The sequence below is a fragment of the Enterobacter cloacae complex sp. FDA-CDC-AR_0132 genome (assembly GCF_003010695.1).
In the GTDB taxonomy this organism is placed as follows: Bacteria; Pseudomonadota; Gammaproteobacteria; order Enterobacterales; family Enterobacteriaceae; genus Enterobacter; species Enterobacter ludwigii.
Map to the genome: position 1 here is coordinate 2,440,495 of NZ_CP027618.1, position 22,334 is coordinate 2,462,828.

At 55.4% G+C, this 22,334-nt stretch carries 19 protein-coding genes; 8 read left to right on the plus strand and 11 right to left on the minus strand.

Annotated features, from left to right (window positions below; all coding sequences use genetic code 11):
• Positions 1-92: 92 nt before the first annotated feature.
• Positions 93-2,483: a glucose/quinate/shikimate family membrane-bound PQQ-dependent dehydrogenase gene (locus AM379_RS11810; RefSeq protein WP_106503736.1), complete on the minus strand. Its 2,391-nt coding sequence runs from the start codon at positions 2,481-2,483 to the stop codon at positions 93-95.
• Between the two features lie 207 nt (positions 2,484-2,690).
• On the opposite strand from AM379_RS11810, the gene hpt reads away from it, so the two are divergent.
• The gene (gene hpt / locus AM379_RS11815; protein ID WP_025205381.1) at positions 2,691-3,227 is read left to right on the plus strand and encodes a hypoxanthine phosphoribosyltransferase; all 537 of its coding nucleotides are present in this window, start codon (positions 2,691-2,693) and stop codon (positions 3,225-3,227) included.
• Between the two features lie 101 nt (positions 3,228-3,328).
• Here hpt and can read toward each other — a convergent pair whose 3' ends face one another.
• Positions 3,329-3,991, minus strand: coding sequence for a carbonate dehydratase (gene can / locus AM379_RS11820; RefSeq protein WP_020882596.1), 663 nt, complete (start codon positions 3,989-3,991; stop codon positions 3,329-3,331).
• Between the two features lie 107 nt (positions 3,992-4,098).
• Here can and AM379_RS11825 point away from each other — a divergent pair, with 107 nt between their 5' ends.
• From AM379_RS11825 to AM379_RS11840, 4 genes are all read left to right on the plus strand, one after another.
• Entirely contained in the window at positions 4,099-5,025 is a 927-nt protein-coding gene (locus AM379_RS11825) for an ABC transporter ATP-binding protein (protein WP_014168668.1), read from the plus strand.
• Positions 5,022-5,792: an ABC transporter permease gene (locus AM379_RS11830; protein WP_014168669.1), complete on the plus strand. Its 771-nt coding sequence runs from the start codon at positions 5,022-5,024 to the stop codon at positions 5,790-5,792. Before AM379_RS11825 ends, AM379_RS11830 begins: the two co-directional genes overlap by 4 nt.
• A gap of 105 nt (positions 5,793-5,897) precedes the next feature.
• Positions 5,898-6,338: a PTS sugar transporter subunit IIA gene (locus tag AM379_RS11835; protein WP_020882597.1), complete on the plus strand. Its 441-nt coding sequence runs from the start codon at positions 5,898-5,900 to the stop codon at positions 6,336-6,338.
• A gap of 63 nt (positions 6,339-6,401) precedes the next feature.
• A complete protein-coding gene (locus AM379_RS11840) occupies positions 6,402-7,649 on the plus strand; it encodes a polysaccharide deacetylase family protein (protein WP_014168671.1) in 1,248 nt (415 codons plus the stop codon).
• 40 nt (positions 7,650-7,689) lie between these two features.
• Here AM379_RS11840 and panD read toward each other — a convergent pair whose 3' ends face one another.
• The 9 genes from panD to thpR all read right to left on the minus strand — a co-directional run bounded on the left by panD (position 7,690) and on the right by thpR (position 14,651).
• Positions 7,690-8,070: an aspartate 1-decarboxylase gene (gene panD, locus AM379_RS11845; RefSeq protein ID WP_014168672.1), complete on the minus strand. Its 381-nt coding sequence runs from the start codon at positions 8,068-8,070 to the stop codon at positions 7,690-7,692.
• Positions 8,071-8,127: 57 nt separating this feature from the next.
• A complete protein-coding gene (gene panC / locus AM379_RS11850; protein WP_025205376.1) occupies positions 8,128-8,979 on the minus strand; it encodes a pantoate--beta-alanine ligase in 852 nt (283 codons plus the stop codon).
• 11 nt (positions 8,980-8,990) lie between these two features.
• Positions 8,991-9,782, minus strand: coding sequence for a 3-methyl-2-oxobutanoate hydroxymethyltransferase (panB, locus tag AM379_RS11855; protein ID WP_014168674.1), 792 nt, complete (start codon positions 9,780-9,782; stop codon positions 8,991-8,993).
• Positions 9,783-9,904: 122 nt separating this feature from the next.
• The gene (gene folK, locus AM379_RS11860) at positions 9,905-10,384 is read right to left on the minus strand and encodes a 2-amino-4-hydroxy-6-hydroxymethyldihydropteridine diphosphokinase (protein WP_032679634.1); all 480 of its coding nucleotides are present in this window, start codon (positions 10,382-10,384) and stop codon (positions 9,905-9,907) included.
• Positions 10,381-11,778, minus strand: coding sequence for a polynucleotide adenylyltransferase PcnB (gene pcnB / locus AM379_RS11865; protein ID WP_071605427.1), 1,398 nt, complete (start codon positions 11,776-11,778; stop codon positions 10,381-10,383). The genes folK and pcnB overlap by 4 nt, the downstream gene beginning before the upstream one ends.
• A gap of 42 nt (positions 11,779-11,820) precedes the next feature.
• The gene (gluQRS, locus tag AM379_RS11870) at positions 11,821-12,711 is read right to left on the minus strand and encodes a tRNA glutamyl-Q(34) synthetase GluQRS (protein ID WP_014168677.1); all 891 of its coding nucleotides are present in this window, start codon (positions 12,709-12,711) and stop codon (positions 11,821-11,823) included.
• A gap of 59 nt (positions 12,712-12,770) precedes the next feature.
• A complete protein-coding gene (gene dksA / locus AM379_RS11875) occupies positions 12,771-13,226 on the minus strand; it encodes an RNA polymerase-binding protein DksA (RefSeq protein WP_001155232.1) in 456 nt (151 codons plus the stop codon).
• A gap of 176 nt (positions 13,227-13,402) precedes the next feature.
• Positions 13,403-14,107 (minus strand): DNA/RNA nuclease SfsA, encoded by a 705-nt coding sequence (gene sfsA, locus AM379_RS11880; RefSeq protein WP_014168679.1) that lies wholly within the window; start codon positions 14,105-14,107, stop codon positions 13,403-13,405.
• Positions 14,097-14,651 (minus strand): RNA 2',3'-cyclic phosphodiesterase, encoded by a 555-nt coding sequence (gene thpR / locus AM379_RS11885; protein ID WP_014168680.1) that lies wholly within the window; start codon positions 14,649-14,651, stop codon positions 14,097-14,099. The genes sfsA and thpR overlap by 11 nt, the downstream gene beginning before the upstream one ends.
• Positions 14,652-14,724: 73 nt before the next feature.
• On the opposite strand from thpR, the gene hrpB reads away from it, so the two are divergent.
• From hrpB to fhuA, 3 genes are all read left to right on the plus strand, one after another.
• Positions 14,725-17,154, plus strand: coding sequence for an ATP-dependent helicase HrpB (hrpB, locus tag AM379_RS11890; RefSeq protein ID WP_106503737.1), 2,430 nt, complete (start codon positions 14,725-14,727; stop codon positions 17,152-17,154).
• Positions 17,155-17,330: 176 nt separating this feature from the next.
• The gene (gene mrcB, locus AM379_RS11895; RefSeq protein WP_020882604.1) at positions 17,331-19,856 is read left to right on the plus strand and encodes a bifunctional glycosyl transferase/transpeptidase; all 2,526 of its coding nucleotides are present in this window, start codon (positions 17,331-17,333) and stop codon (positions 19,854-19,856) included.
• 229 nt (positions 19,857-20,085) lie between these two features.
• On the plus strand, positions 20,086-22,305 hold the full coding sequence (fhuA, locus tag AM379_RS11900; protein WP_020882605.1) for a ferrichrome porin FhuA: 2,220 nt from the start codon (positions 20,086-20,088) through the stop codon (positions 22,303-22,305).
• Positions 22,306-22,334: the final 29 nt, after the last annotated feature.

A 22,334-nucleotide genomic window follows, 5' to 3' on the forward strand; every position in this document is an offset into this window, starting at 1 on the left:
GTGTGGCCTGATGCCCAGACCCCGGTCCAGAGGGGATAAACAATAAAAACGGCAACCGAAGTTGCCGTTTTTTTTACCGTTGGCGGTGTTAATTATTTAGCGTCGTCGGGTAAAGCATAAGCCACAATGTAGTCGCCCATCTTCGTACCAAACGAACCATGACCACCCGCAGAGATGACAACGTACTGCTTGCCATTCACTTCATAGGTCATCGGCGTTGCCTGTCCACCTGCTGGCAGACGGCCTTGCCACAGTTTTTCACCGTTGGTCATGTTGTACGCGCGCAGGTAGTTATCGGCGGTTGCCGCGATGAACAGCACGTTACCGGCGGTAGAAATTGGACCACCCAGCATTGGCATACCCATATTGAACGGGACAGGAACTGGCATCGGGAACGGCATGCTGTCCTGAGGCGTACCAATACGTTTTTTCCAGACGATCTGGTTAGTTTTCAGATCCAGGCCGGAGATATAACCCCAGGCAGGCTGTTTACACGGCAGACCAAACGGCGACAGGAACGGGTTCAGCGTGACGCCGTATGGCACGCCATACTGCGGCTGAATACCCGCTTCAGTACCGCTGCCTTTAGCATCTTTAGGCTGCTCCATTGGGTTGCCTGGACCGCGTGGAATAAGCTTAGAAACAAACGGCAGGGCCATCGGGTTGGCAATCGCCACCTGACGGTTAGGGTCAACGGAGATCCCACCCCATTCGAACATGCCCAGGTTACCCGGGAAGACCAGCGTGCCCTGCTCAGAAGGTGGCGTGAAGATACCTTCATAGCGCAGCTGATGGAACATCACGCGGCACACCAGCTGGTCAAACATTGTGGCACCCCACATGTCTGCACCGCTGAGATCTTTCTTCGGACGGAAGCTCAGGTCAGAGAACGGCTGTGTTTTGGTGACATAGTCGCCTTTGGCAGCGCCCTGCGGAACGGGTTTTTCGGGTGCCGGGACAACCAGCTTACCGTTGCTGCGATCCAGCACAAAGATGTTGCCCGTTTTCGCGGGTGCATAAATCACCGGAACGGTTTTGCCGTTAACGGTAATGTCTGCCAGCGTCGGCTGGGACGGCATGTCCATATCCCACAGGTCGTGGTGAACAGTCTGGTAGCTCCAGGCCAGTTTACCGGTGGTCGCGTTCAGCGCCACAATAGAGCTGGCATAACGCTCTTGCTCAGGCGTACGGTTACCCCCCCAGATATCTGGCGTGGTGACGCCCATCGGCAGGTAGACCAGGTCCAGCTTCGCGTCATACGCCGCCGGTGCCCAGGAGTTAGGTGAGTTAAAGGTAAAGGTGTGTTCGTCCGATGGGATCGCATTTGGATCTTTCGCGCCCGGGTCGAAGGCCCACAGCAGTTTACCGGTGTTCACGTCAAAACCACGGATAACGCCAGAGGTTTCGCGGGTGGAGAAGTTATCGGTTACCGAGCCGGCAATCACGATAGTTTTATCGGTGATGATCGGCGGTGAGGTTGGCTCATACAGACCCGGCGTGGTGTCCGGCATGTTGGTCTGCAGATTCAGGATACCTTTGTTGGCAAAGGTCTCACACAGCTTACCGGTTTCGGCATTGATCGCGAACAGGCGGCCATCGTTTACCGGCAGCATGATGCGGCGAGGACAGTCGGCAATGACTTCAGGGCTCGCATTATCAGCACGCGCTTCGTGGTAAGAGACGCCACGGCAGGTGATGTGCTGGAACGACGGGTTGGAGTTCAGCTGTGGATCGAAGTGCCATTTCTCTTTACCGGTGGCCGCATCAAGCGCGAACAGACGCTGGTGCGCGGTGCACAGATAAAGCATGTTACCGACTTTAATCGGCGTCACTTCGTTGGTCAGTTCACCTGGATCGTTTGGCATCTTCAGGTCGCCGGTACGGAATACCCAGGCTTCCTTCAGGTTCTTAACGTTGTCCGCGTTGATCTGCTTGAGCGGGGAGTAGCGCTGACCTTCCTGATTACTGCCATAAGCTGGCCAGTCGCCATCCGCGACCTGCGAGATAGCCGCAGCTGGGGTGGATTCGGCATTCAGCGTGCCGTTAATCTCCTGCGGGTCGTTAAAACCGGCCCAGGTGAGAATGCCGCCGCTGATCAGCAGGGCAACCACCAGCGCCGCAACGGCACCGCTTGAAGGAACAATCAGGCGACGCCACACGAACGGCAGGATCAGCCAGATACCAAAGAAGACCAGGATGTCACTGCGCGGCGTCAGTGCCCAGAAGTCGAAACCGACTTCCCAGACGCCCCAGATCATGGTTGCGAGGAGTAAAGCAGCATAAAGCCATAGCGCGGATTGTTTTCTACGCCACAACAGGACGGTTACGCCAAGCATAACCAGACCCGCAATAGGGTAGTACCAGGAGCCGCCAATTGCGGCCAGCCAGACGCCACCGATTAACAGATACAGGCCGCAGAAGGCGGCGAATAGCGCTGTTAATGTCACCAGTAGACGTGGCTGTTGAGTTTTTATTTCAGCCATAGAAAGTGTACTCGTCAGTTTTGTTAATTATTTGCTAGCAACTAATTATAGGTATTAACAAGTGTGATCGGAATCACAATATTTGCTTTTTATAACTCATGCGCCAGGTGTATCCATTTACTGATATAATGGCTGGCTTGCGTATCGATGCCGGAGTAACATTCATCCGCATTGAGAGATTTTCATTAAAATCATATGGTTAGTAATATGAAACATACTGTTGAAGTGATGATCCCGGAAGCCGAGATCAAAGCGCGTATCGCCGAACTGGGTCGTCAAATCACCGAACATTACAAGGACAGCGGCAGCGAAATGGTGCTGGTCGGTCTTTTACGTGGCTCTTTCATGTTCATGGCAGACCTGTGCCGTGAAGTGCAGGTGTCCCATGAGGTCGATTTTATGACCGCCTCCAGCTACGGCAGCGGCATGTCCACAACCCGTGATGTGAAAATCCTGAAAGATCTGGATGAAGATATTCGTGGCAAAGATGTGTTGATCGTTGAGGACATCATCGACTCCGGCAACACGCTCTCTAAAGTGCGCGAGATCCTGAGCCTGCGTGAGCCAAAATCCCTGGCGATCTGCACCCTGCTGGATAAACCCAGCCGCCGTGAAGTGCAGGTGCCGGTAGAGTTTGTCGGCTTCTCTATCCCTGACGAGTTCGTCGTGGGCTATGGCATTGACTACGCGCAGCGTTACCGTCATCTGCCGTATGTGGGTAAAGTGATCCTGCTCGACGAGTAAGGTTTGTGACGTACGGCCTGTTGCCCTCTGACGAGGGAACACACAGTAAAAACGGCAACCCGGGTTGCCGTTTTGTTTTTATCTGAACCGCTTACAGGCAGCTATTTATGGTTGACGTGCTTAAGCTTCAGGTTAGCTATCCCGGAACGATAGCGCTGCTCCAGCGTTTCACGGTTGGTGGCGGTCACTTCCAGGTTACGAAGCAGACCATCGTGAATACCGTATGCCCAGCCGTGGATCGAGACTTTTTGCCCGCGTTTCCACGCCGATTGCATGATGGTGGAATGGCCAAGGTTATAAACCTGCTCCATCACGTTCAGCTCGCAAAGGGTATCGAGACGACGCTCCTGCGGCATTTCACCCAACAGTGAGCTATGTTTGAACCAGATATCGCGGATATGCAGCAGCCAGTTATCGATTAACCCGAGTTCGGTATTTTCAATCGCGGCCTGCACACCGCCGCAGCCATAGTGGCCACAAATAATGATGTGCTCGACCTCCAGAACGTCAACGGCGTACTGAACAACCGAAAGGCAGTTGAGGTCGGTATGGATCACCAGGTTGGCAACATTACGGTGCACAAACAGTTCGCCAGGCTCGAGACCTGTCAGGCGCTCTGCCGGAACGCGGCTGTCGGAACATCCAATCCAGAGAAAGCGTGGGTTTTGCGCCTGCGCGAGCTTTCCAAAAAATCCGGGGTCTTCCTCCACCAGCATTTTTGACCATAGTGCATTGTTGCTGATGAGTGTATCTATGTCGTTCATGGAGGTTAGCGACCTGTAACCGAGTGATTGCGTTGCGCTAATATAGGGTAACTCGACTTTTAATGAAACCACACAACGTGTGTCAGAACCTAAGGTAAGTTTAATTCATGGCGATTGCACTGGAGCTTGAGCAGCTCAAAAAAACCTATCCAGGCGGCGTTCAGGCGCTGCGTGGGATAGATCTCAAAGTGGAAGCGGGGGATTTCTACGCGCTTCTGGGGCCGAATGGGGCGGGGAAATCCACCACCATTGGCATTATCAGTTCTCTGGTCAATAAAACGTCCGGCCGGGTGAGCGTGTTTGGTTACGACCTGCAAAAAGATGTGGTGAATGCCAAGCGCCAGCTCGGACTGGTACCGCAGGAGTTCAACTTCAACCCGTTCGAGACAGTGCAGCAAATCGTGGTTAATCAGGCGGGTTACTACGGTGTTGAGCGCAAAGAAGCGGTTGAGCGCAGCGAAAAGTACCTCAAACAGCTCGATCTGTGGGAAAAACGCAATGAACGTGCGCGCATGTTGTCTGGCGGGATGAAGCGCCGTCTGATGATTGCCCGTGCGCTGATGCATGAGCCAAAGCTGCTGATCCTTGATGAGCCCACCGCGGGCGTGGATATCGAACTGCGTCGTTCAATGTGGGGCTTCCTGAAGGACCTCAACGACAAAGGCACGACCATTATTTTGACCACGCACTACCTCGAAGAGGCGGAGATGCTGTGTCGCAATATCGGCATCATTCAGAACGGTGAGCTGGTGGAAAACACCTCGATGAAGAGCCTGCTCGCCAAGCTAAAATCCGAAACCTTCATTCTCGACCTGGCGGCGAAAAGCCCGCTGCCGACGCTGGAAGGCTATAACTATCGTCTGGTGGATACCTCAACGCTGGAAGTGGAAGTGCTGCGCGAGCAGGGCATCAACAGCGTGTTCTCACAGCTGAGCGCGCAGGGTGTTCAGGTATTAAGTATGCGTAACAAAGCGAACCGACTGGAAGAGCTGTTTGTCTCTCTGGTGCAGGATAAACAAGGAGACAAGGCATGACGCATCTTTACTGGGTCGCGCTGAAAAGCATCTGGGCGAAAGAGATTAACCGCTTTATGCGTATCTGGGTGCAAACTCTGGTACCGCCGGTGATCACCATGACGCTCTACTTCATCATCTTCGGTAACCTCATCGGTTCCCGCATTGGTGAAATGCACGGCTTTACCTATATGCAGTTTATTGTGCCGGGCCTGATCATGATGGCGGTGATCACCAACGCCTATGCTAACGTGGCATCATCATTCTTTAGCGCCAAGTTCCAGCGTAACATTGAAGAGCTGCTGGTCGCGCCGGTACCAACGCATGTGATCATTGCGGGTTATGTGGGCGGCGGCGTGGCGCGCGGTCTCTGCGTGGGGATTCTGGTGACGGCGATCTCCCTGTTCTTTGTGCCGTTCCAGGTGCATTCATGGCTGTTCGTGGCGCTCACGTTACTGTTGACGGCCATCTTGTTCTCGCTGGCCGGTCTGCTGAACGCGGTGTTTGCTAAAACGTTCGATGATATCAGCCTGATCCCGACCTTTGTGCTGACGCCACTGACCTATCTTGGCGGGGTGTTCTACTCCCTGACGCTGCTGCCGCCGTTCTGGCAGGCGCTGTCACACCTGAACCCGATTGTTTATATGATCAGCGGCTTCCGCTTTGGTTTCCTCGGCATTACGGATGTGCCACTGATTACCACGGTTGCGGTGCTGGTGGTGTTTATTATCGCCTTCTACCTGCTGTGCTGGTCTCTGATTCAGCGTGGACGCGGTCTGCGCAGCTAATCTTCCGCCCGGCGACATTCTGTTTGCCGGGTGCTTTTCTTTGATTGTTATCACCGTACGCTAACCTTCACTCCGCTAAACTACTTGCCTGCTAAGGAGAGAGTGATGCTGGGATGGGTGATCGCCTGCCATGATGAACAGGCGCAGGATATGCTGGATAAACTGGAGGCCAGATTTGGTCCGCTGGCGCAATGCCGTGCGGTTAACTACTGGCGTGGATTGAGCACCAACATGCTCAGCCGAATGATGTGCGATGCCCTGCATGAAACCGACACCGGTGACGGCGTCATCTTCCTGACCGATAAATCCGGCGCGGCACCTTATCGCTCTGCGGCATTGTTGAGCCACAAGCACGACAACTGTGAAGTGATATCAGGCATTAACTCTTTGCTGCTGGAATCCATGTATCCCTTTCGGGAAACCTTAAGCAGCGCTGAATTCCGTCATGCGATCGTCGACAAAAAAGTGGCCGGCGTCAGCAGCCTGTGGCATCAGCAGCAAAAAAATCCTCCCTTTGTCTTGCTCCATGATTTGTATAAGAATTAAACATTGGTATTGATGCTGCTTTTGTTACAATGGTGGCTGATTTTTCGTGTCGATTAATATTCCATGTTCATGCGCGTTGTATTCCTTCTGTTGCTGCTGGTTTCCGGCGGCGCATCTGCCAGCCTGATCGCTCAGCAAGGGCTTCCCGCCCGATATATGCAAACCACCGAAGATGCGGCTATCTGGGCGCAAGTAGGTAACAATGTGGTCAATGTCGGCAATATCCGTGCCGGGCAAATCCTGGCCGTCGTCCCCACATCCGCTGATTACTACGAGTTTCGTTTTGGCTTCGGCACGGGCTTTATTGATAAAGAGCACCTGGAAGACGTGCAGGGCAAACAGCGCGTGGAAGACAGCCTTGGTGATTTGAATAAACCGCTGAGTAACCAGAACCTGATAACCTGGAAAGACACGCCTGTCTTTAACGCCCCCAGCAGCGGAAGCGCCCCTTTCGGCACGATGAGCGCTAACCTTCGCTACCCCATTCTGAATAAACTTAAAGACCGTCTGAACCAGACCTGGTATCAGATCCGCATCGGCAATCGTCTGGCGTGGATCAGCAGCCTGGATGCGCAGGAAGATAACGGCATCCCGGTCCTGACCTATCACCATATCCTGCGTGATGAGGAGAACACCCGTTTCCGGCATACCTCTACGACCACCAGCGTGCGTGCGTTCAGCAACCAGATGACCTGGCTTCGCGATCAGGGCTATACCACGCTGACGATGGCTCAGCTTGAAGGGTATGTGCGTAACAAAATGAACCTGCCGGCGAAGTCTGTGGTGATCACCTTTGATGACGGGCTGAAGTCGGTGAGCCGCTATGCGTATCCCGTCCTCAAAGCGTATGGATTCAAGGCGACGGCGTTTATCATCTCGTCGCGTATAAAACGTCATCCGCAGAAGTGGGCGCCGAAATACCTGCAGTTTATGAGTGTCTCTGAGCTTGAGCAGATCCAGGATGTGTTTGATATCCAGTCCCATACTCACTTCTTGCATCGGGTGGACGGCAATAAACACCCGATCTTACTGAGCCGTAGCCATCACGTGATTTTGTTCGATTTCGCGCGTTCACGCCGGGCGCTGGCGCAATTTAACCCGCACGTGCTCTATCTCTCTTATCCGTTTGGCGCCTATGATGACAAAGCGGTAAAAGCAGCGAATGACGCAGGGTTCCACCTGGCGGTGACAACGGTAAAAGGCAAAGTGAAGCCCGGGGACAATCCGTTCCTGCTTAAGCGACTGTATATTTTAAGGACGGATTCGCTGGAGACGATGTCGCGGCTTATCAGTAATCAGCCGCAGGGATGAGGTGAGAGAAGGCTGTGAACGGTTCACAGCCTTCAGGATATCAGGCAACCTGGACCGGAATGGCTTTCGCGGTGCGTTTCATTTCGTTGTCGCCTTCGAAGTACGCCACTTTTGGCTGCCAGCGACGGGCTTCTTCGTCAGACATCATCACGAAGCTGGCGATGATAACGATATCACCGACGTCGGCACAGTGAGCGGCAGCGCCATTCACGGAGATAATTCTGGAGCCGCGTTCCGCCGCGATCGCATAGGTAGAGAAGCGCTTACCGTTATTCACGTTCCAGATATCAATGGCTTCGTTTTCAAGGATGCCCGCTGCATCAAGAAAATCCTGATCAATGGCGCAGGAGCCTTCATAGTGCAGGTCGGCCTGAGTGACTTTCACACGGTGAAGCTTACCTTGCAGCATTTTGCGAATCATTACGTTTACCTTTAATCATCATGCGTTAACCCCCCGCGAACGAGGGGAGGTAGAGAGTTATGCCAGCTCAACCACTTTATTGTCGATAAGGCGTGCCTGACCGAGCCATGCAGCCACCAGAAGCACCGCGCGCTTGCTGGTATCGGTCAGCTCAAGCAGCGTATCGGCATCACGGATTTGGATATCGTCAGCGCGGAAGCCTTTGTCGTTCAGCGCCTGTTCGGCGAGGGCAACGATCTCTTCTGCACTCAGCTCTTTAGCCACAAGCTGTTCCGCCATGGTATTCATGACCTTGCTCAATCCCGGCGCGATTTTACGCTCATCCGCGGTAAGGTACCCGTTACGGGAACTGAGCGCCAGACCGTCTTTGGCACGCACAATCGGCACGCCCACGATCTCAATATCATAACCCATGTCGGCGACCATCTTACGGATCAACGCCAGCTGCTGGAAGTCCTTCTCACCGAAGCAGGCAACGTCCGGCTGCACCAGGTTAAACAGCTTGCTGACGATGGTTGAAACGCCGCGGAAATGGCCCGGACGGCTGGCGCCTTCCAGCATGGTTGAAATGCCCGGCACGTCCACGTAGGTCGCGTCCTCGGTCCCCTGCGGGTAGACGTCTGCAGGTGCCGGAGAGAAGACAATGTCGGCGTGGCGTTTTTTGAGTTTTTCGCAATCTTCCTGCAGGGTGCGCGGATAGCGCGCCAGGTCGTCGGCACGGTCAAACTGCATGGGGTTCACGAAGATACTGACCACCACGATATCTGCACGCGCTCTGGCTTCATCAACAAGCTTCATATGGCCGTCATGCAGGTTACCCATCGTGGGAACCAGTGCGATACGTTTACCTTCCTGACGTGCACGACGGATATGCTGGCGAAGCAGCGGCAGGGTTTCAATGATTAGCACAACAAGACTCCTTAATGGAAACTGTGTTCTTCACCCGGGTAAACACCGGATTCAACGTCGGCAATATACTGCCGCACAGCAGCACGCATGTCGCCTGCTTCTGCCAGGAAATTTTTGGCGAATTTAGGGATATGACCGCCGGTAATACCAAAGGCGTCGTGCATCACTAAAATCTGACCGTCGGTAACGTTGCCTGCGCCAATACCAATCACCGGAATCGACAGCGCCTCGGTGATGCGTTTCGCCAGTTCAACCGGCACACACTCCAGCACCAGCAGCTGTGCGCCAGCGGCTTCCAGCGCCAGGGCATCCTCAAACAGTGTCTGTGCCGCGTCACCGCGGCCCTGCACCTTATAGCCGCCAAAAATATTGACGGATTGCGGCGTCAGACCCAGATGACCACAGACCGGCACGGCACGTTCGGTGAGCATTTTCACGGTCTCTGCAAGCCAGGCTCCGCCTTCGATTTTGACCATATTGGCCCCGGCACGCATGACGGTTGCCGCATTCTCGAACGCTTGCTCTGGCGTCGCGTAGGCCATAAAAGGCAGATCGGAAAGCAGCAGACAGGCAGGTGCTCCGCGGCGCACGGCACGGGTATGGTAGGCAATATCTTCGACCGTCACCGGCAGGGTGGAATCATGGCCTTGTACCGTCATCCCTAACGAATCTCCGACCAGCATGACAGTGATACCCTCTTCGGCAAAAAGCTTAGCGAAGCTGTAGTCATACGCAGTAATGGTGGCGAAGCGTCTCTTTTCCTGTTTGCATTTCTGCAGTAAGGAGATGGTGGTTGGTTTCATACTGTTTCCTGATAGCCCAAAAGCGAATCTTTGCGCATTCTAACAGTAACATTTGAGGGAACAATGATTTTAGGCAACCGATTAACCACAATTCAGTGAGGGTTAACCGGTAAAAACGCGGATCACCAGCGGGCTGGTTTTTCTGCGTCGAGGCTATCCAGCACTGCCTTCAGCGAGAGGCCGTCAGGGAAGGTGAGGTCAGGGGCAACGTCGAACAGCGGCCAGAGCATAAAGCCGCGATTTTTCATGTCGTAGTGCGGAACGGTGAGACGGGGGGTGTTAATCACCTCGTGGCCAAACAGCATAATGTCGAGATCGAGGGTGCGCGGCCCCCAGCGTTCGGCTTTGCGTACGCGGCCCTGCTGCAGTTCGATTCGCTGAGTATTATCCAGCAGCGTGTCGGCATCCAGCGCAGTGTCCAGCACCACGGCGGCATTCAGGTAATCAGGCTGATCCTGTGGCCCCAGCGGCGGTGTCCGGTAGAAAGAAGAGACCGCCACAATACGGCTTTGTGGGATTTCACCCAGCGCCTGAACGGCAGCATTAACCTGCTCCAGCGGAGAGGCCAGATTGCTGCCGATGGCAATGTACGCCAGGGTCATGCCGTACCTTCACGGCGCGGCGCACGTTTGCGCGGACGACGGTGGCGACGACGCGGCGTCGGTTCGTCATCGAGGTCGACGAGCATATCTTTCTGCTCTGGCGGTGCTGAAACCTGGAATTCTCCCCACCACTGCGCCAGACGCTGCAGTTCCTGGTTCCGTTCAATTTCAGCACGCAGCGACAGTAAATCGAACGCGGCGCGGAATTTAGGATGCTCCATCAGCTTCCAGGCGCGTTTACCCTGACGACGAGACATGCGCAGCTGAAGCTGCCAGATATCACGCACCAGCGTCGTAATACGTTTTGGAATGGCGAGCGTGCGGCAGGCTTCATCCAGCACGTCATTTGCGGCCAGCGCAAACGCATCGTAGTAGGCCAGACCGCTTTCCTGCGCAATTCTCTGCGCTGCTTCCAGCAGCGGATACCAGAACATCGCGGCAAACAGGAACGCCGGGTTCACACGCATATCGTTGTGAATGCGGGTATCGGTATTCTTCAGCACCTGCGCAATCATGCGTTCCATTGGGCTGTCACCGTTTTCGGTAAAGCAGCGCGTAATGGTCGGGAACAGGGGCTGGAAAAGGCTGTATTCGCGTAGCAGCTTGTAGGTTTCGTAGCCGTAACCGGCCTGCAGCAGCTTCAGCGCCTCTTCAAACAGACGGGCTGGCGGCACGTCGTTAATCAGCGTCGCCAGACGCGGTATCGGCTCTGCGGTTTCCGGGCTGATGCGCATTGAGAGTTTGGCGGCGAAACGTACGGCGCGCAGCATACGCACCGGGTCTTCACGATAACGCGTTTCCGGCGTGCCGATCAGGCGAATCAGACCGTCTTTCAGGTCCTGCATGCCACCGACGTAATCACGGACGGTGAAATCTGCCACGCTGTAGTAAAGGCTGTTGATCGTGAAATCGCGACGCTGGGCATCTTCTTCGATAGAGCCGAAGATATTGTCCCGCAGCAGCATGCCGTTCTGGCCGCGCTGGGAGGTGGTGCGATCGGATTCGCCCGCCTCGTGGTGACCGCGGAAGGTCGCCACTTCAATAATTTCCGGCCCAAACATGACGTGAGCAAGACGAAAACGACGGCCAACAAGGCGACAGTTACGGAATAATTTGCGCACCTGCTCTGGCGTGGCGCTGGTCGTCACGTCGAAATCTTTTGGTTTTTTGCCCAGCAGTAAATCACGCACCCCACCGCCAACGAGATAGGCCTCGTAGCCTGCTTTATTCAGACGATAGAGCACCTTGAGGGCATTTTCACTGATATCTTTGCGGGAAATATTGTGCTGCTCACGTGGAATAACCGACATGCGGTTTTGCGCAATAGCGTCGTTCGCCATGCTCTCTTCGCGGCTTAGCACTTTACGGCAAAAATTAGCGACTCGGGTAAAAATAGTACACCTCGTAGTGTGTTTTGTTATGAAAAAAGCGGCTAATCATAGCTCAGCGCAACGCATTTGAGAATGCTGGATTTTTGGCACGGTCGTCAGCGTCCAGTTGGCGATCGCCATTTTCAGCAGTTCGTCAATTCGCAAATCCTGCCATTCGTTGGTTACATTCTGGTTGAGAAATCGCAGCGCGTCGATCAAAACAGGGCGCGGATCGCCGTCTGGCAGGGCGGGCGCATGATTTTGTTTTGACAGTTTAAAGCCCTGTTCATTGACCGCCAGCGGCAGATGAATGTAATCCGGCGCGTTCCAGCCAAACTGGTGATAGAGCGATATTTGTCGCACGGTAGGTTCCACCAGGTCAGCCCCGCGCACAATTTCCGTCACGCCCTGGAAATGGTCATCAACCACAACCGCCAGGTTATAGGCGAACAAGCCGTCACGGCGGTGGATAATAAAATCTTCGCGTGCAAGACGTTCATCCGCATGGATTTCGCCGGAGAGTAAATCAGTAAAGTGCGTCACCGGGGCATGCTGCTTTATGCGCACGGCGGCCAGTTCTGGGCCGTTATTGCGCGTGCGGCAGTGGCCGTCATAGACGCCACCCACGCTCTGAATACGCGCGCGGGTGCAGGTGCAGTAGTAGGAGAGCCCTTGTGCGTGGAGCCACGCCAGGCGTTCCCGGTAGGCATCATGTCGCCTTGACTGCCAGAGGACGTCACCGTCCCAGTGAAGACCGTAATGTTCCAGCTGACGCAGAATGGTATCTGCTGCACCGGGAACTTCACGCGGAGGATCAATATCTTCAATGCGGACCAGCCATTTACCGTGACGGGCGCGAGCCTGCAGGTAGCTGCCGAGGGCGGCAATTAATGAGCCGAAGTGTAATTCACCAGAAGGGGATGGCGCGAAGCGCCCAATATAGTGTGATTCAGACATATCAACAGTAACAAGGCGGGAGAAACTCCCGCCTTTAGAGTGTGTAAACAGCGCTGGTATTAACCGGCCATCTGTTTTTCGCGGATTTCTGCCAGCGTTTTACAGTCGATGCACAGATCGGCGGTTGGACGCGCTTCCAGGCGACGAATTCCGATTTCAACACCGCAGGATTCGCAGTAGCCAAAATCTTCGTCTTCGACTTTTTTCAGCGTTTTTTCGATCTTTTTGATCAGTTTGCGTTCGCGGTCACGGTTACGCAGTTCGAGGCTGAACTCTTCTTCCTGAGCGGCACGGTCTACCGGGTCCGGGAAGTTAGCAGCTTCATCCTGCATATGAGTAACGGTGCGATCGACTTCATCCCTGAGTTGATTACGCCATGCTTCAAGAATACGCTTGAAGTGCGACAGCTGGGCTTCGTTCATATACTCTTCGCCCGGCTTCTCTTGATACGGCTCCACCCCAGCGATGGCGAGAATACTCAGGGACGATGTTTTACGGTTTTGCCCTTCTTGCATGTTGCTTCTCCTTAACACGCACTATCGATCCCCGTGTTGGGGGAAAAATCAGGTCGCTATAAATAGCAGATGCTTTTCCGTATGGCAATTATCTAAACGTAACACTTGACAAGCCTGTGAGGAAAAGCGTATTTGCGCACGCGGCCAGAACACTTAATAGTCAATCGTCTAATCCCTTATAAGACAATGGGAAGAGAGGATCTCAGAGTCATATTATCGGCAGAAAGTTCCGCTTTATAAGCCAAAACCTCCACCCCCTGCTTTTGTGCCTCATTCAACAATTGCGCGTATTTGAGATCAATATGGCGGGCTGGAGAAAATCGTTCAATGGCTGAATGTAAAACCGCAAACAGCAATACGGCGCGTTTGCCCGCCGCCGCAACACTCATCAGCTCCCGCAGATGCTTCTGCCCCCGTAGCGTGACCGCATCCGGGAAGTAGCCGTTTTCCTGTTCCGCTAACGTCACTGATTTTACTTCAATATAGCACTCGGGCCGGTCTTCCGCCTGTAACATGAAGTCAATTCTGCTGCTTTCATCGCCATATTTAACTTCACTTTTGTGCGTGCCATACCCCACCAGTTCGGGCAGGGTGCCAAGGGTCAATGCTTCCTTAACTAATTGATTGGCGCGCAGGGTATTCACGCAAATAAATGCCCCGTTTTGCGTCTCGGTCATTTCCCAGGTATGGGCGTATTTGCGTTTAGTATTTTCTGAAGTGGAATACCAGACCGTGTCACCCGGCGTTGCACAGCCGGTCATGGCACCGGTGTTCGGGCAGTGCAGCGTGAGCTGTTCACCTTCGGGGGTGATCACATCAGCGAGAAAGCGTTTGTAGCGTTGAACCAGCGTGGCGTGCTGCAGGGCAGGACTAAACTTCATCAGAATTCCTTAGGGTATCGCCCAGCGACCAGCGCTGTAGCGGCGTATAACGGGTGCGTCCTTGGGTAAAGACCGATTCGTAAAGCGCGAAGGTATTGACCTCAACGTCCCAGTGAAAGCCGGGTGGCGGAATGGCAACGGCCTGACCGGCATCGCGCAGCAGGGTGATATGCGGATGAAACGGCTGCGGACTCTGGTAACACCCGCTGCGAGCCGCCTGGGCGCGCAACATACTGGCAAGCTGTAAAAGCCCGCGGGGTGGCTGGCGCGTGCCCAGCCAGACCACACGTGAGCGCAGCCACTGGCCCGCGTCGTCGAGGTGCAGCGTAAACGCCGGCTGAGAAATGCGGCCAGCCATTGCTGCCAGCGCGCGCTGTTTTTCGGCGCTGACGTCGCCCAGAAAGGCCAGCGTCAGGTGCAGGTTTGCCGCCGCGATCGGACGCCCTGCGTCCTGGGGAAAATGGCTGGCTCGCCAGCGAACGATTTTTCGCTGCAGCGTGGAGGGCAATTCTATGGCAAAAAACAGCCGTTTCGACTCAGACATACAGGGGACTCGGTAATGGTATGCGCCGATGCTACAATGTACGCCGACTAATGTTAACCCTCTGGAGCTGTTAGTGTCCTCATTGCCGGTCGCCGTCGTCCTTCCTGAGCTTCTTGCTGCCTTACACCATGCCCCGCAGGTTTTACTTAACGCCCCGACAGGCGCAGGTAAATCCACCTGGCTGCCGCTGCAGATCCTCAAAGAGGGCACTGTCCGCGGGAAAATTATCCTGCTGGAGCCGCGCAGGCTGGCCGCACGGAACGTGGCGCATCGCCTGGCGGAACTGCTTGGTGAAAAGCCGGGCGAGACGGTGGGTTACCGTATGCGCGCCGAAACCTGTGTTGGCCCGTCCACGCGCCTTGAGGTGGTGACCGAAGGGATCCTGACCCGCATGCTGCAAAACGATCCGGAGTTAAACGGCGTCGGATTGGTGATTCTGGATGAATTCCACGAACGTAGCCTGCAGGCAGATCTGGCACTGGCGCTGTTACTTGATGTTCAGCAAGGACTACGCGACGACCTCCGGTTGCTTATCATGTCCGCTACGCTGGATAACGAGCGACTGCAGCAGACGTTGCCCGACGCGCCGGTTATCGCCTCCGAAGGCAGAGCATTTCCCGTTGAGCGTCGCTATCAACCATTGCCTGCCCATCAGCGTTTTGACGACGCGGTAGCCATCGCAACCGCCGAATTGCTCCGCCAGGAATCGGGATCGCTATTGCTGTTTTTGCCAGGCGTAGGCGAGATCCAGCGCGTGCAGGACCAACTGGCTTCCCGGGTGGGAAGTGACGTGCTGCTTTGCCCGCTCTACGGCGCGCTGTCACTGGCGGATCAGCGTAAAGCGATTCTGCCCGCGCCCGCGGGGCAGCGTAAAGTGGTGCTGGCAACCAATATTGCCGAAACCAGTTTAACCATTGAAGGCATTCGCCTGGTGGTGGACAGTGCGCAGGAGAGGGTGGCGAGCTTTGACGCGCGCACCGGGCTGACTAAACTGCTGACGCAGCGCATAAGCCAGGCGTCGATGGTCCAGCGTGCAGGCCGTGCGGGACGTCTTGAGCCCGGTATCTGCCTGCATTTGACCAGCGCAGAGCAGGCTGAGCGCGCTGCACAGCAAAGCACGCCGGAAATTTTACACAGCGATCTGGCGGGGCTGGTGATGGATCTTCTGCAGTGGGGATGCCCGGATCCGGCACAGCTGACCTGGCTTAATCCTCCACCCGCCGCGAACCTTGCTGCTGCCCGGACCTTACTGAACCGCCTGGGGGCGCTTGATGGTGAGCGATTGTCATCCCGCGGGCAAAAAATGGCCGCGCTGGGCAATGACCCTCGCCTGGCGGCGATGCTGGTGACCGCGCAGGGGGAAGATGAAATTGCTACGGCGGCGAAACTGGCGGCTATTCTTGAGGAGCCACCACGCGGTGGCAGCAGCGATCTGGCGCAGGCCTTTTCCCGCAATCAGGGGAACTGGCAGCAGCGGGCGCAGCAGCTTTGCCGGCGACTTAACGGCAAAGCCGGGTCGCCAGACAGCGCGGCTATCGCGCCTCTGTTAGCGCAGGCGTTTCCCGACAGGATCGCACGTCGTCGCGGTCTGGACGGGCGATATCAACTGGCCAATGGCATGGGTGCGATGCTGGACAGCGATGACGCCATGACGCGTCACGAATGGCTGATTGCGCCGTTACTGTTACAGGGTAGCCACTCCCCGGACGCGCGTATTTTACAGGCTATCGCGGTGGATATTGACGCCCTGACGCGTGCCTGTCCGCAGTTGGTCCAGCAATCCGATACCGTGGAATGGGATGAGGCTCAGGGCACGCTGAAGGCGTTTCGTCGCAGCCAGACAGGTAAACTGATCCTCGGCACCACGCCGCTGGCAAAACCGTCGGAAGAGGTGCTGCATCTGGCCATGCTGAACGGCATCCGGGACAAAGGGTTAGGGGTGTTGAACTGGACGCCAGAGGCGGAACAGTACCGTATTCGTCTGCACTGTGCCGCGCGCTGGCTACCGGAGTATGACTGGCCCGCGGTCGATGATGAGACATTGCTGGGCTCGCTGGAACGCTGGCTGCTGCCGCAAATGCACGGTGTACACTCGCTGCGTGCGCTAAAAGCGCTTGATGTTAAGGTCGCGTTACAGAATTTACTGGACTGGTCATTACGTCAACGTCTGGATAGTGAACTGCCAGGGCATTACACTGTGCCGACCGGAAGCCGGATTGCCATTCGTTATCACGAGGATAATCCTCCGGCGCTGGCGGTACGTATGCAGGAAATGTTTGGAGAGGCCACCACGCCTTCTGTGGCGCAAGGGCGCGTCTCTCTGGTGCTGGAGCTGTTGTCGCCAGCCCATCGCCCGTTACAGATTACCCGCGACCTGGGGGCATTCTGGGCGGGGAGCTACCGTGACGTGCAAAAAGAGATGAAGGGGCGGTATCCCAAACATGTCTGGCCGGACGATCCGGCAAATACGGCACCGACACGACGGACGAAGAAGTATTCGTGACGGGGGTGGCTGGGAACGTGCGGCTTGATGCCCTCACCCGCAGGGTGCGGGAGAAAATACTAAAGACGTTCCTGTCTGGAAGGTCTTGCTGTTTACTTTGAGAGATTTCTTCTTTCACAGGCCAGTGGAAGAAAAGAGAATCGGGCCCTTGCGCCTGAAAGTTGCGGAGAAAAAGCATGGCGGGGAATGACCGCGAGCCAATAGGACGTAAGGGAAAACCAACGCGTCCGGCGAAAGAAAAGGTAAGCCGTCGTCGCCTCAGAGATGAGGATTATGACGATGACTATGAAGACGATTATGAGGATGAAGAACCGATGCCGCGTAAAGGGAAAGGCAAAGGGCGTAAGCCTCGGGGCAAGCGCGGCTGGTTCTGGCTGCTGCTGAAGCTGTTCATTGTATTTGTTGTGCTGATGGCGATTTACGGCGTCTATCTGGATCAGAAGATCCGTAGCCGTATCGACGGAAAAGTCTGGCAACTGCCTGCGGCGGTGTATGGCCGCATGGTGAACCTTGAGCCAGATATGTCCATCAGCAAGAACGAGATGGTGAAACTGCTGGAAGCCACCCAGTATCGTCAGGTGTCGAAAATGACGCGTCCTGGCGAATTTACCGTGCAGGCGAAAAGCATTGAGATGATCCGCCGTCCGTTTGATTTCCCGGACAGCAAAGAGGGCCAGGTGCGTGCGCGTCTGACCTTTGACGGCGATCGTCTGGATACCATCGAGAACATGGATAACAACCGTCAGTTCGGTTTCTTCCGTCTCGATCCGCGTCTGATCACCATGCTCTCGTCGGCGAACGGCGAACAACGTCTGTTCGTTGCCCGTAACGGCTTCCCGGACCTGCTGGTTGATACCCTGCTGGCAACCGAAGACCGTCACTTCTATGAGCATGATGGCATCAGCCTTTACTCAATTGGCCGTGCGGTGCTGGCTAACCTGACCGCCGGACGGACGGTACAGGGGGCGAGTACGCTGACCCAGCAGCTGGTGAAGAACCTGTTCCTCTCCAGTGAGCGCTCTTACTGGCGTAAAGCCAACGAAGCGTACATGGCCGTACTGATGGATGCGCGTTACAGCAAGGATCGTATTCTTGAGCTGTACATGAACGAGGTGTACCTCGGTCAGAGCGGGGATAACGAAATCCGCGGCTTCCCGCTGGCAAGTCTGTACTACTTTGGTCGTCCGGTGGAAGAGCTGAGTCTTGACCAGCAGGCGCTGCTGGTGGGCATGGTGAAAGGGGCGTCCATTTATAACCCGTGGCGTAACCCGAAACTGGCGCTGGAACGTCGTAACCTGGTGCTGCGTCTGCTGCAACAACAGCAGGTGATTGACCAGGAGCTGTACGACATGCTGAGCGCACGTCCACTCGGCGTTCAGCCGCGCGGTGGCGTGATCTCGCCTCAGCCTGCGTTTATGCAGCTGGTGCGTCAGGAGCTGCAAAGCAAGCTCGGTGATAAGGTGAAAGATCTCTCCGGCGTGAAGATCTTTACCACCTTCGATTCCGTGGCGCAGGAAGCCGCTGAAAAAGCTGCGGTGGAAGGCATCCCGGCGCTGAAGAAACAGCGTAAGCTGAGCGATCTTGAAACCGCGATGGTGGTGGTTGACCGTAACACCGGCGAAGTTCGCGCCATGGTGGGCGGTGCTGAGCCGCAGTTCGCAGGCTACAACCGTGCAATGCAGGCGCGACGTTCGATTGGTTCACTGGCAAAACCGGCAACCTATCTTACCGCCCTGAGTCAGCCTAACCAGTATCGCCTGAATACCTGGATTGCCGATGCGCCGATTTCCCTGCGCCAGCCTAACGGCCAGGTATGGTCTCCGCAGAACGACGATAAACAGTTCAGCGGCCAGGTCATGCTGGTGGATGCGTTGACCCGCTCGATGAACGTGCCAACGGTGAACCTGGGTATGGCGCTCGGTCTGCCGGCGATTGTCGACACCTGGCAGAAACTGGGTGTGCCGAAAGATCAGCTCCATCCTGTTCCGGCGATGATCCTGGGGGCGCTTAACCTGACGCCGATCGAAGTGGCTCAGGCGTTCCAGACCATTGCCAGCGGGGGTAACCGTGCACAGCTCTCTGCTCTGCGTTCAGTGATTGCTGAGGACGGCTCCGTGTTGTATCAGAGCTTCCCGCAAGCGGAACGTGCCGTGCCAGCGCAGGCGGCCTATATGACGTTGTGGACGATGCAGCAGGTTGTGCAGCGGGGGACCGGACGTCAACTGGGTGCGAAGTATCCGGGCCTGCATCTGGCAGGTAAAACCGGGACCACCAACAACAACGTGGATACCTGGTTCGCCGGTATCGATGGCCGTGAAGTGGTGATCACCTGGGTAGGCCGCGATAACAACCAGCCAACCAAACTGTACGGTGCAAGCGGGGCGATGTCGATTTACCAGCGCTATCTGGCGAATCAGTCTCCGGTACCGCTGAATCTGGTGGCGCCGGAAGATATCGTCGATATGGGCGTGGACGGTTCCGGTAACTTTGTCTGTGGCGGCGGTATGCGTACCTTGCCTGTCTGGACCACCAACCCGGATTCGCTGTGCCAGCAAAGCCAGCCAGAGCAACCGACGGGTAATCCGTTCGAGCAGTCTTCTCAGCCTCAGCAGCAGCCGCAACAACAGCCGCAGCAGCAGAATGAGAAAAAAGACAGCGACGGTGTCGCGGGCTGGATTAAAGATATGTTCGGCGGTAACTAACGCTTCACATCCCCCCGAAAGGGGGGATTTTTTTACCTGTACTTTCCATTTCCTTAACCCTCGTTTTCATTCTGATTAACCCTTCGTTTTCTCTTGTTTATTTCTTAAACCCTTAATTCTCGTAGGGCTGCTTACTGCTTGCTATGCAGCCAGCGTTTCGCATATTATTCTGCGGTCATAATAATAATTCTCGTTTACGTTATCATTCACTTTTCCATCAGAGATAAACATGGCGCTTTCCAATACTGCTCAGCCAATTCACACGTCGCTGCGAAAAATCGCGGTCGTCGTAGCCACAGCGGTTGCCGGCATGTCTACGTATGCACATGCGGCTGAAACCCAGAAAAAAGAAGAAACCATCACCGTCACTGCCGCGCCTGCCGCCCAGGAAAGTCCGTGGGGGCCTGCGCCAACGATCGCAGCAAAACGCACGGCAACGGCGACCAAAACCGATACCGCGATTGAAAAGACCCCGCAGTCTATTTCCGTGGTAACGCGTGATGAAATGGAACGCCGCCAGCCAGCGACCGTCAAAGAGGCGCTGGGCTATACGCCGAGCGTGTTTGCGACCCGCGGCAGTTCCACCACCTATGATGTGGTCTCAATTCGTGGTTTTACCGCGCCTTCGACGGTAAACACCAACCAGTATCTCGATGGCATGAAGCTGATGGGGAATAACTACTCCGAAGCTTCCATGGATCCGTACTTCCTTGAGCGCGTAGAAGTGATGCGCGGACCTACGTCTGTGCTCTACGGCAACAGCAATCCAGGCGGTATCGTCAGTATGGTGAGCAAACGCCCACTGACCGAGCCGCTGAAAGAAGTCCAGTTTAAAATGGGGACCAATAACCTGTGGCAAACGGGCTTCGATTTCAGTGATGCAATCGATGAAGATGGCGTGTGGTCGTACCGCCTGACCGGTCTTGGCAGTAGTCAGAACGCACAGCAGGAGATGTCAAAATCAACCCGCTATGCGGTTGCGCCCTCCTTTAGCTGGCGTCCGGATGACAAAACCGATTTCACCTTCCTGAGCAATTTCCAGAACGATCCGGAAGCGGGCTACTACGGCTGGTTGCCACGGGAAGGGACGGTAGTGCCATACCGTGACGCAAACGGCAATGAGCATAAGATCCCAACCGATTTCAACGAAGGTGAAGCGGATAATAAGATGGCTCGTCGCCAGCAGTTGATTGGTTACAGCTTCTCGCATCAGTTTGATGACACGTTCACCGTGCGTCAGAATCTGCGTTACGCAAAAGTGCATACGCTCTACCGCTCTGTTTACGGCAATGGCTACGCTGAGCCTGGCAAGATTAACCGCGCTTACGTGCGTTCAGATGAAGATCTGAATATGTTTACCGTGGATACTCAGCTGCAGTCGACATTCGCGACGGGCGCCGTAGACCACACGTTGCTGACGGGCGTTGATTACTCGCGTATGCGTAATGATATCAATGCGCTGTACGGTTCCGCCGACCCTATTGATATCCAGAACCCGGATTACGGCAACGCGAATATCAACACCAACCTGCCATGGTCTAACTATTCCGTCGTTAACCGTAATGAACAGACCGGGCTCTATGCTCAGGATCAGGCGGAGTGGGATAAGTGGGTGCTGACGCTGGGCGGACGCTACGACTACGTGATGGCCTCAACGCTGACGCGCGGTACGGCCGATTCGCTGGCTGAAAACCACGACCAGGCTTTCACCTGGCGCGGGGGGATTAACTATCTCTTTGATAACGGTATCTCGCCTTACTTCAGCTACAGCGAGTCGTTTGAGCCGGTATCGGGCGCCGATCGTAACGGCACACCGTTCGACCCCTCCCGCGGTAAGCAGTATGAAACGGGTGTGAAATACGCGCCGAAAGACCTGCCGGTTGTGGTCACCGCGTCGCTGTTCCAGCTGACGAAAGATAAGAACCTGACGGCGGATCCGAACGATCCAACGAATACTCACAGTATCCAGACCGGTGAGATCCGTTCTCGCGGTTTCGAACTGGAAGCGAAGGCAGCGGTTAACGCCAATATCAACGTGACCGCGGCGTACAGCTTTATTGATGCTGAGTACACCCATGACAGCACCTTTGAAGGTAAACGTCCGGCGGAAGTGCCGCGTAATCAGGCGTCATTGTGGGCAGATTACACCTTCACCGACACGGCCTTAAGCGGCCTGACGATTGGTGCCGGTACCCGTTACATCGGTAACACGGTGAGCTACTACTCAAGCGGCGACAAAAAAGATCAGCCGTTTAACGTCGCGAGCTACACCCTTGCCGATGCGATGGTGAAATACGATCTGGCCCGTCTGGGTCTGCCGGGGTCATCTGTGGCGGTGAACGTGAATAACCTGTTCGATCGGGAATATGTCTCCAGCTGCTACAAGGATTATGCATGCTACTGGGGTGCTGAACGTCAGGTTGTCGCCACCGCGACCTTCCGCTTCTAATCTCTCTTCGGGCACGGTTCGCCGTGCCC

What these genes read in the sequence shown, in the direction of transcription:
- mrcB (WP_020882604.1), top strand. Translation starts at nt 17,331, where the DNA reads ATGGCGGGGAATGACCGCGAGCCAATAGGACGTAAGGGAAAACCAACG.
- hpt (WP_025205381.1), top strand. Translation starts at nt 2,691, where the DNA reads ATGAAACATACTGTTGAAGTGATGATCCCGGAAGCCGAGATCAAAGCG.
- thpR (WP_014168680.1), bottom strand. Translation starts at nt 14,651, where the DNA reads ATGTCTGAGTCGAAACGGCTGTTTTTTGCCATAGAATTGCCCTCCACG.
- fhuA (WP_020882605.1), top strand. Translation starts at nt 20,086, where the DNA reads ATGGCGCTTTCCAATACTGCTCAGCCAATTCACACGTCGCTGCGAAAA.
- AM379_RS11825 (WP_014168668.1), top strand. Translation starts at nt 4,099, where the DNA reads ATGGCGATTGCACTGGAGCTTGAGCAGCTCAAAAAAACCTATCCAGGC.
- panB (WP_014168674.1), bottom strand. Translation starts at nt 9,782, where the DNA reads ATGAAACCAACCACCATCTCCTTACTGCAGAAATGCAAACAGGAAAAG.
- panD (WP_014168672.1), bottom strand. Translation starts at nt 8,070, where the DNA reads ATGATTCGCAAAATGCTGCAAGGTAAGCTTCACCGTGTGAAAGTCACT.
- AM379_RS11830 (WP_014168669.1), top strand. Translation starts at nt 5,022, where the DNA reads ATGACGCATCTTTACTGGGTCGCGCTGAAAAGCATCTGGGCGAAAGAG.
- AM379_RS11840 (WP_014168671.1), top strand. Translation starts at nt 6,402, where the DNA reads ATGTTCATGCGCGTTGTATTCCTTCTGTTGCTGCTGGTTTCCGGCGGC.
- can (WP_020882596.1), bottom strand. Translation starts at nt 3,991, where the DNA reads ATGAACGACATAGATACACTCATCAGCAACAATGCACTATGGTCAAAA.
- AM379_RS11835 (WP_020882597.1), top strand. Translation starts at nt 5,898, where the DNA reads ATGCTGGGATGGGTGATCGCCTGCCATGATGAACAGGCGCAGGATATG.
- gluQRS (WP_014168677.1), bottom strand. Translation starts at nt 12,711, where the DNA reads ATGTCTGAATCACACTATATTGGGCGCTTCGCGCCATCCCCTTCTGGT.
- AM379_RS11810 (WP_106503736.1), bottom strand. Translation starts at nt 2,483, where the DNA reads ATGGCTGAAATAAAAACTCAACAGCCACGTCTACTGGTGACATTAACA.
- folK (WP_032679634.1), bottom strand. Translation starts at nt 10,384, where the DNA reads ATGACCCTGGCGTACATTGCCATCGGCAGCAATCTGGCCTCTCCGCTG.
- dksA (WP_001155232.1), bottom strand. Translation starts at nt 13,226, where the DNA reads ATGCAAGAAGGGCAAAACCGTAAAACATCGTCCCTGAGTATTCTCGCC.
- sfsA (WP_014168679.1), bottom strand. Translation starts at nt 14,107, where the DNA reads ATGAAGTTTAGTCCTGCCCTGCAGCACGCCACGCTGGTTCAACGCTAC.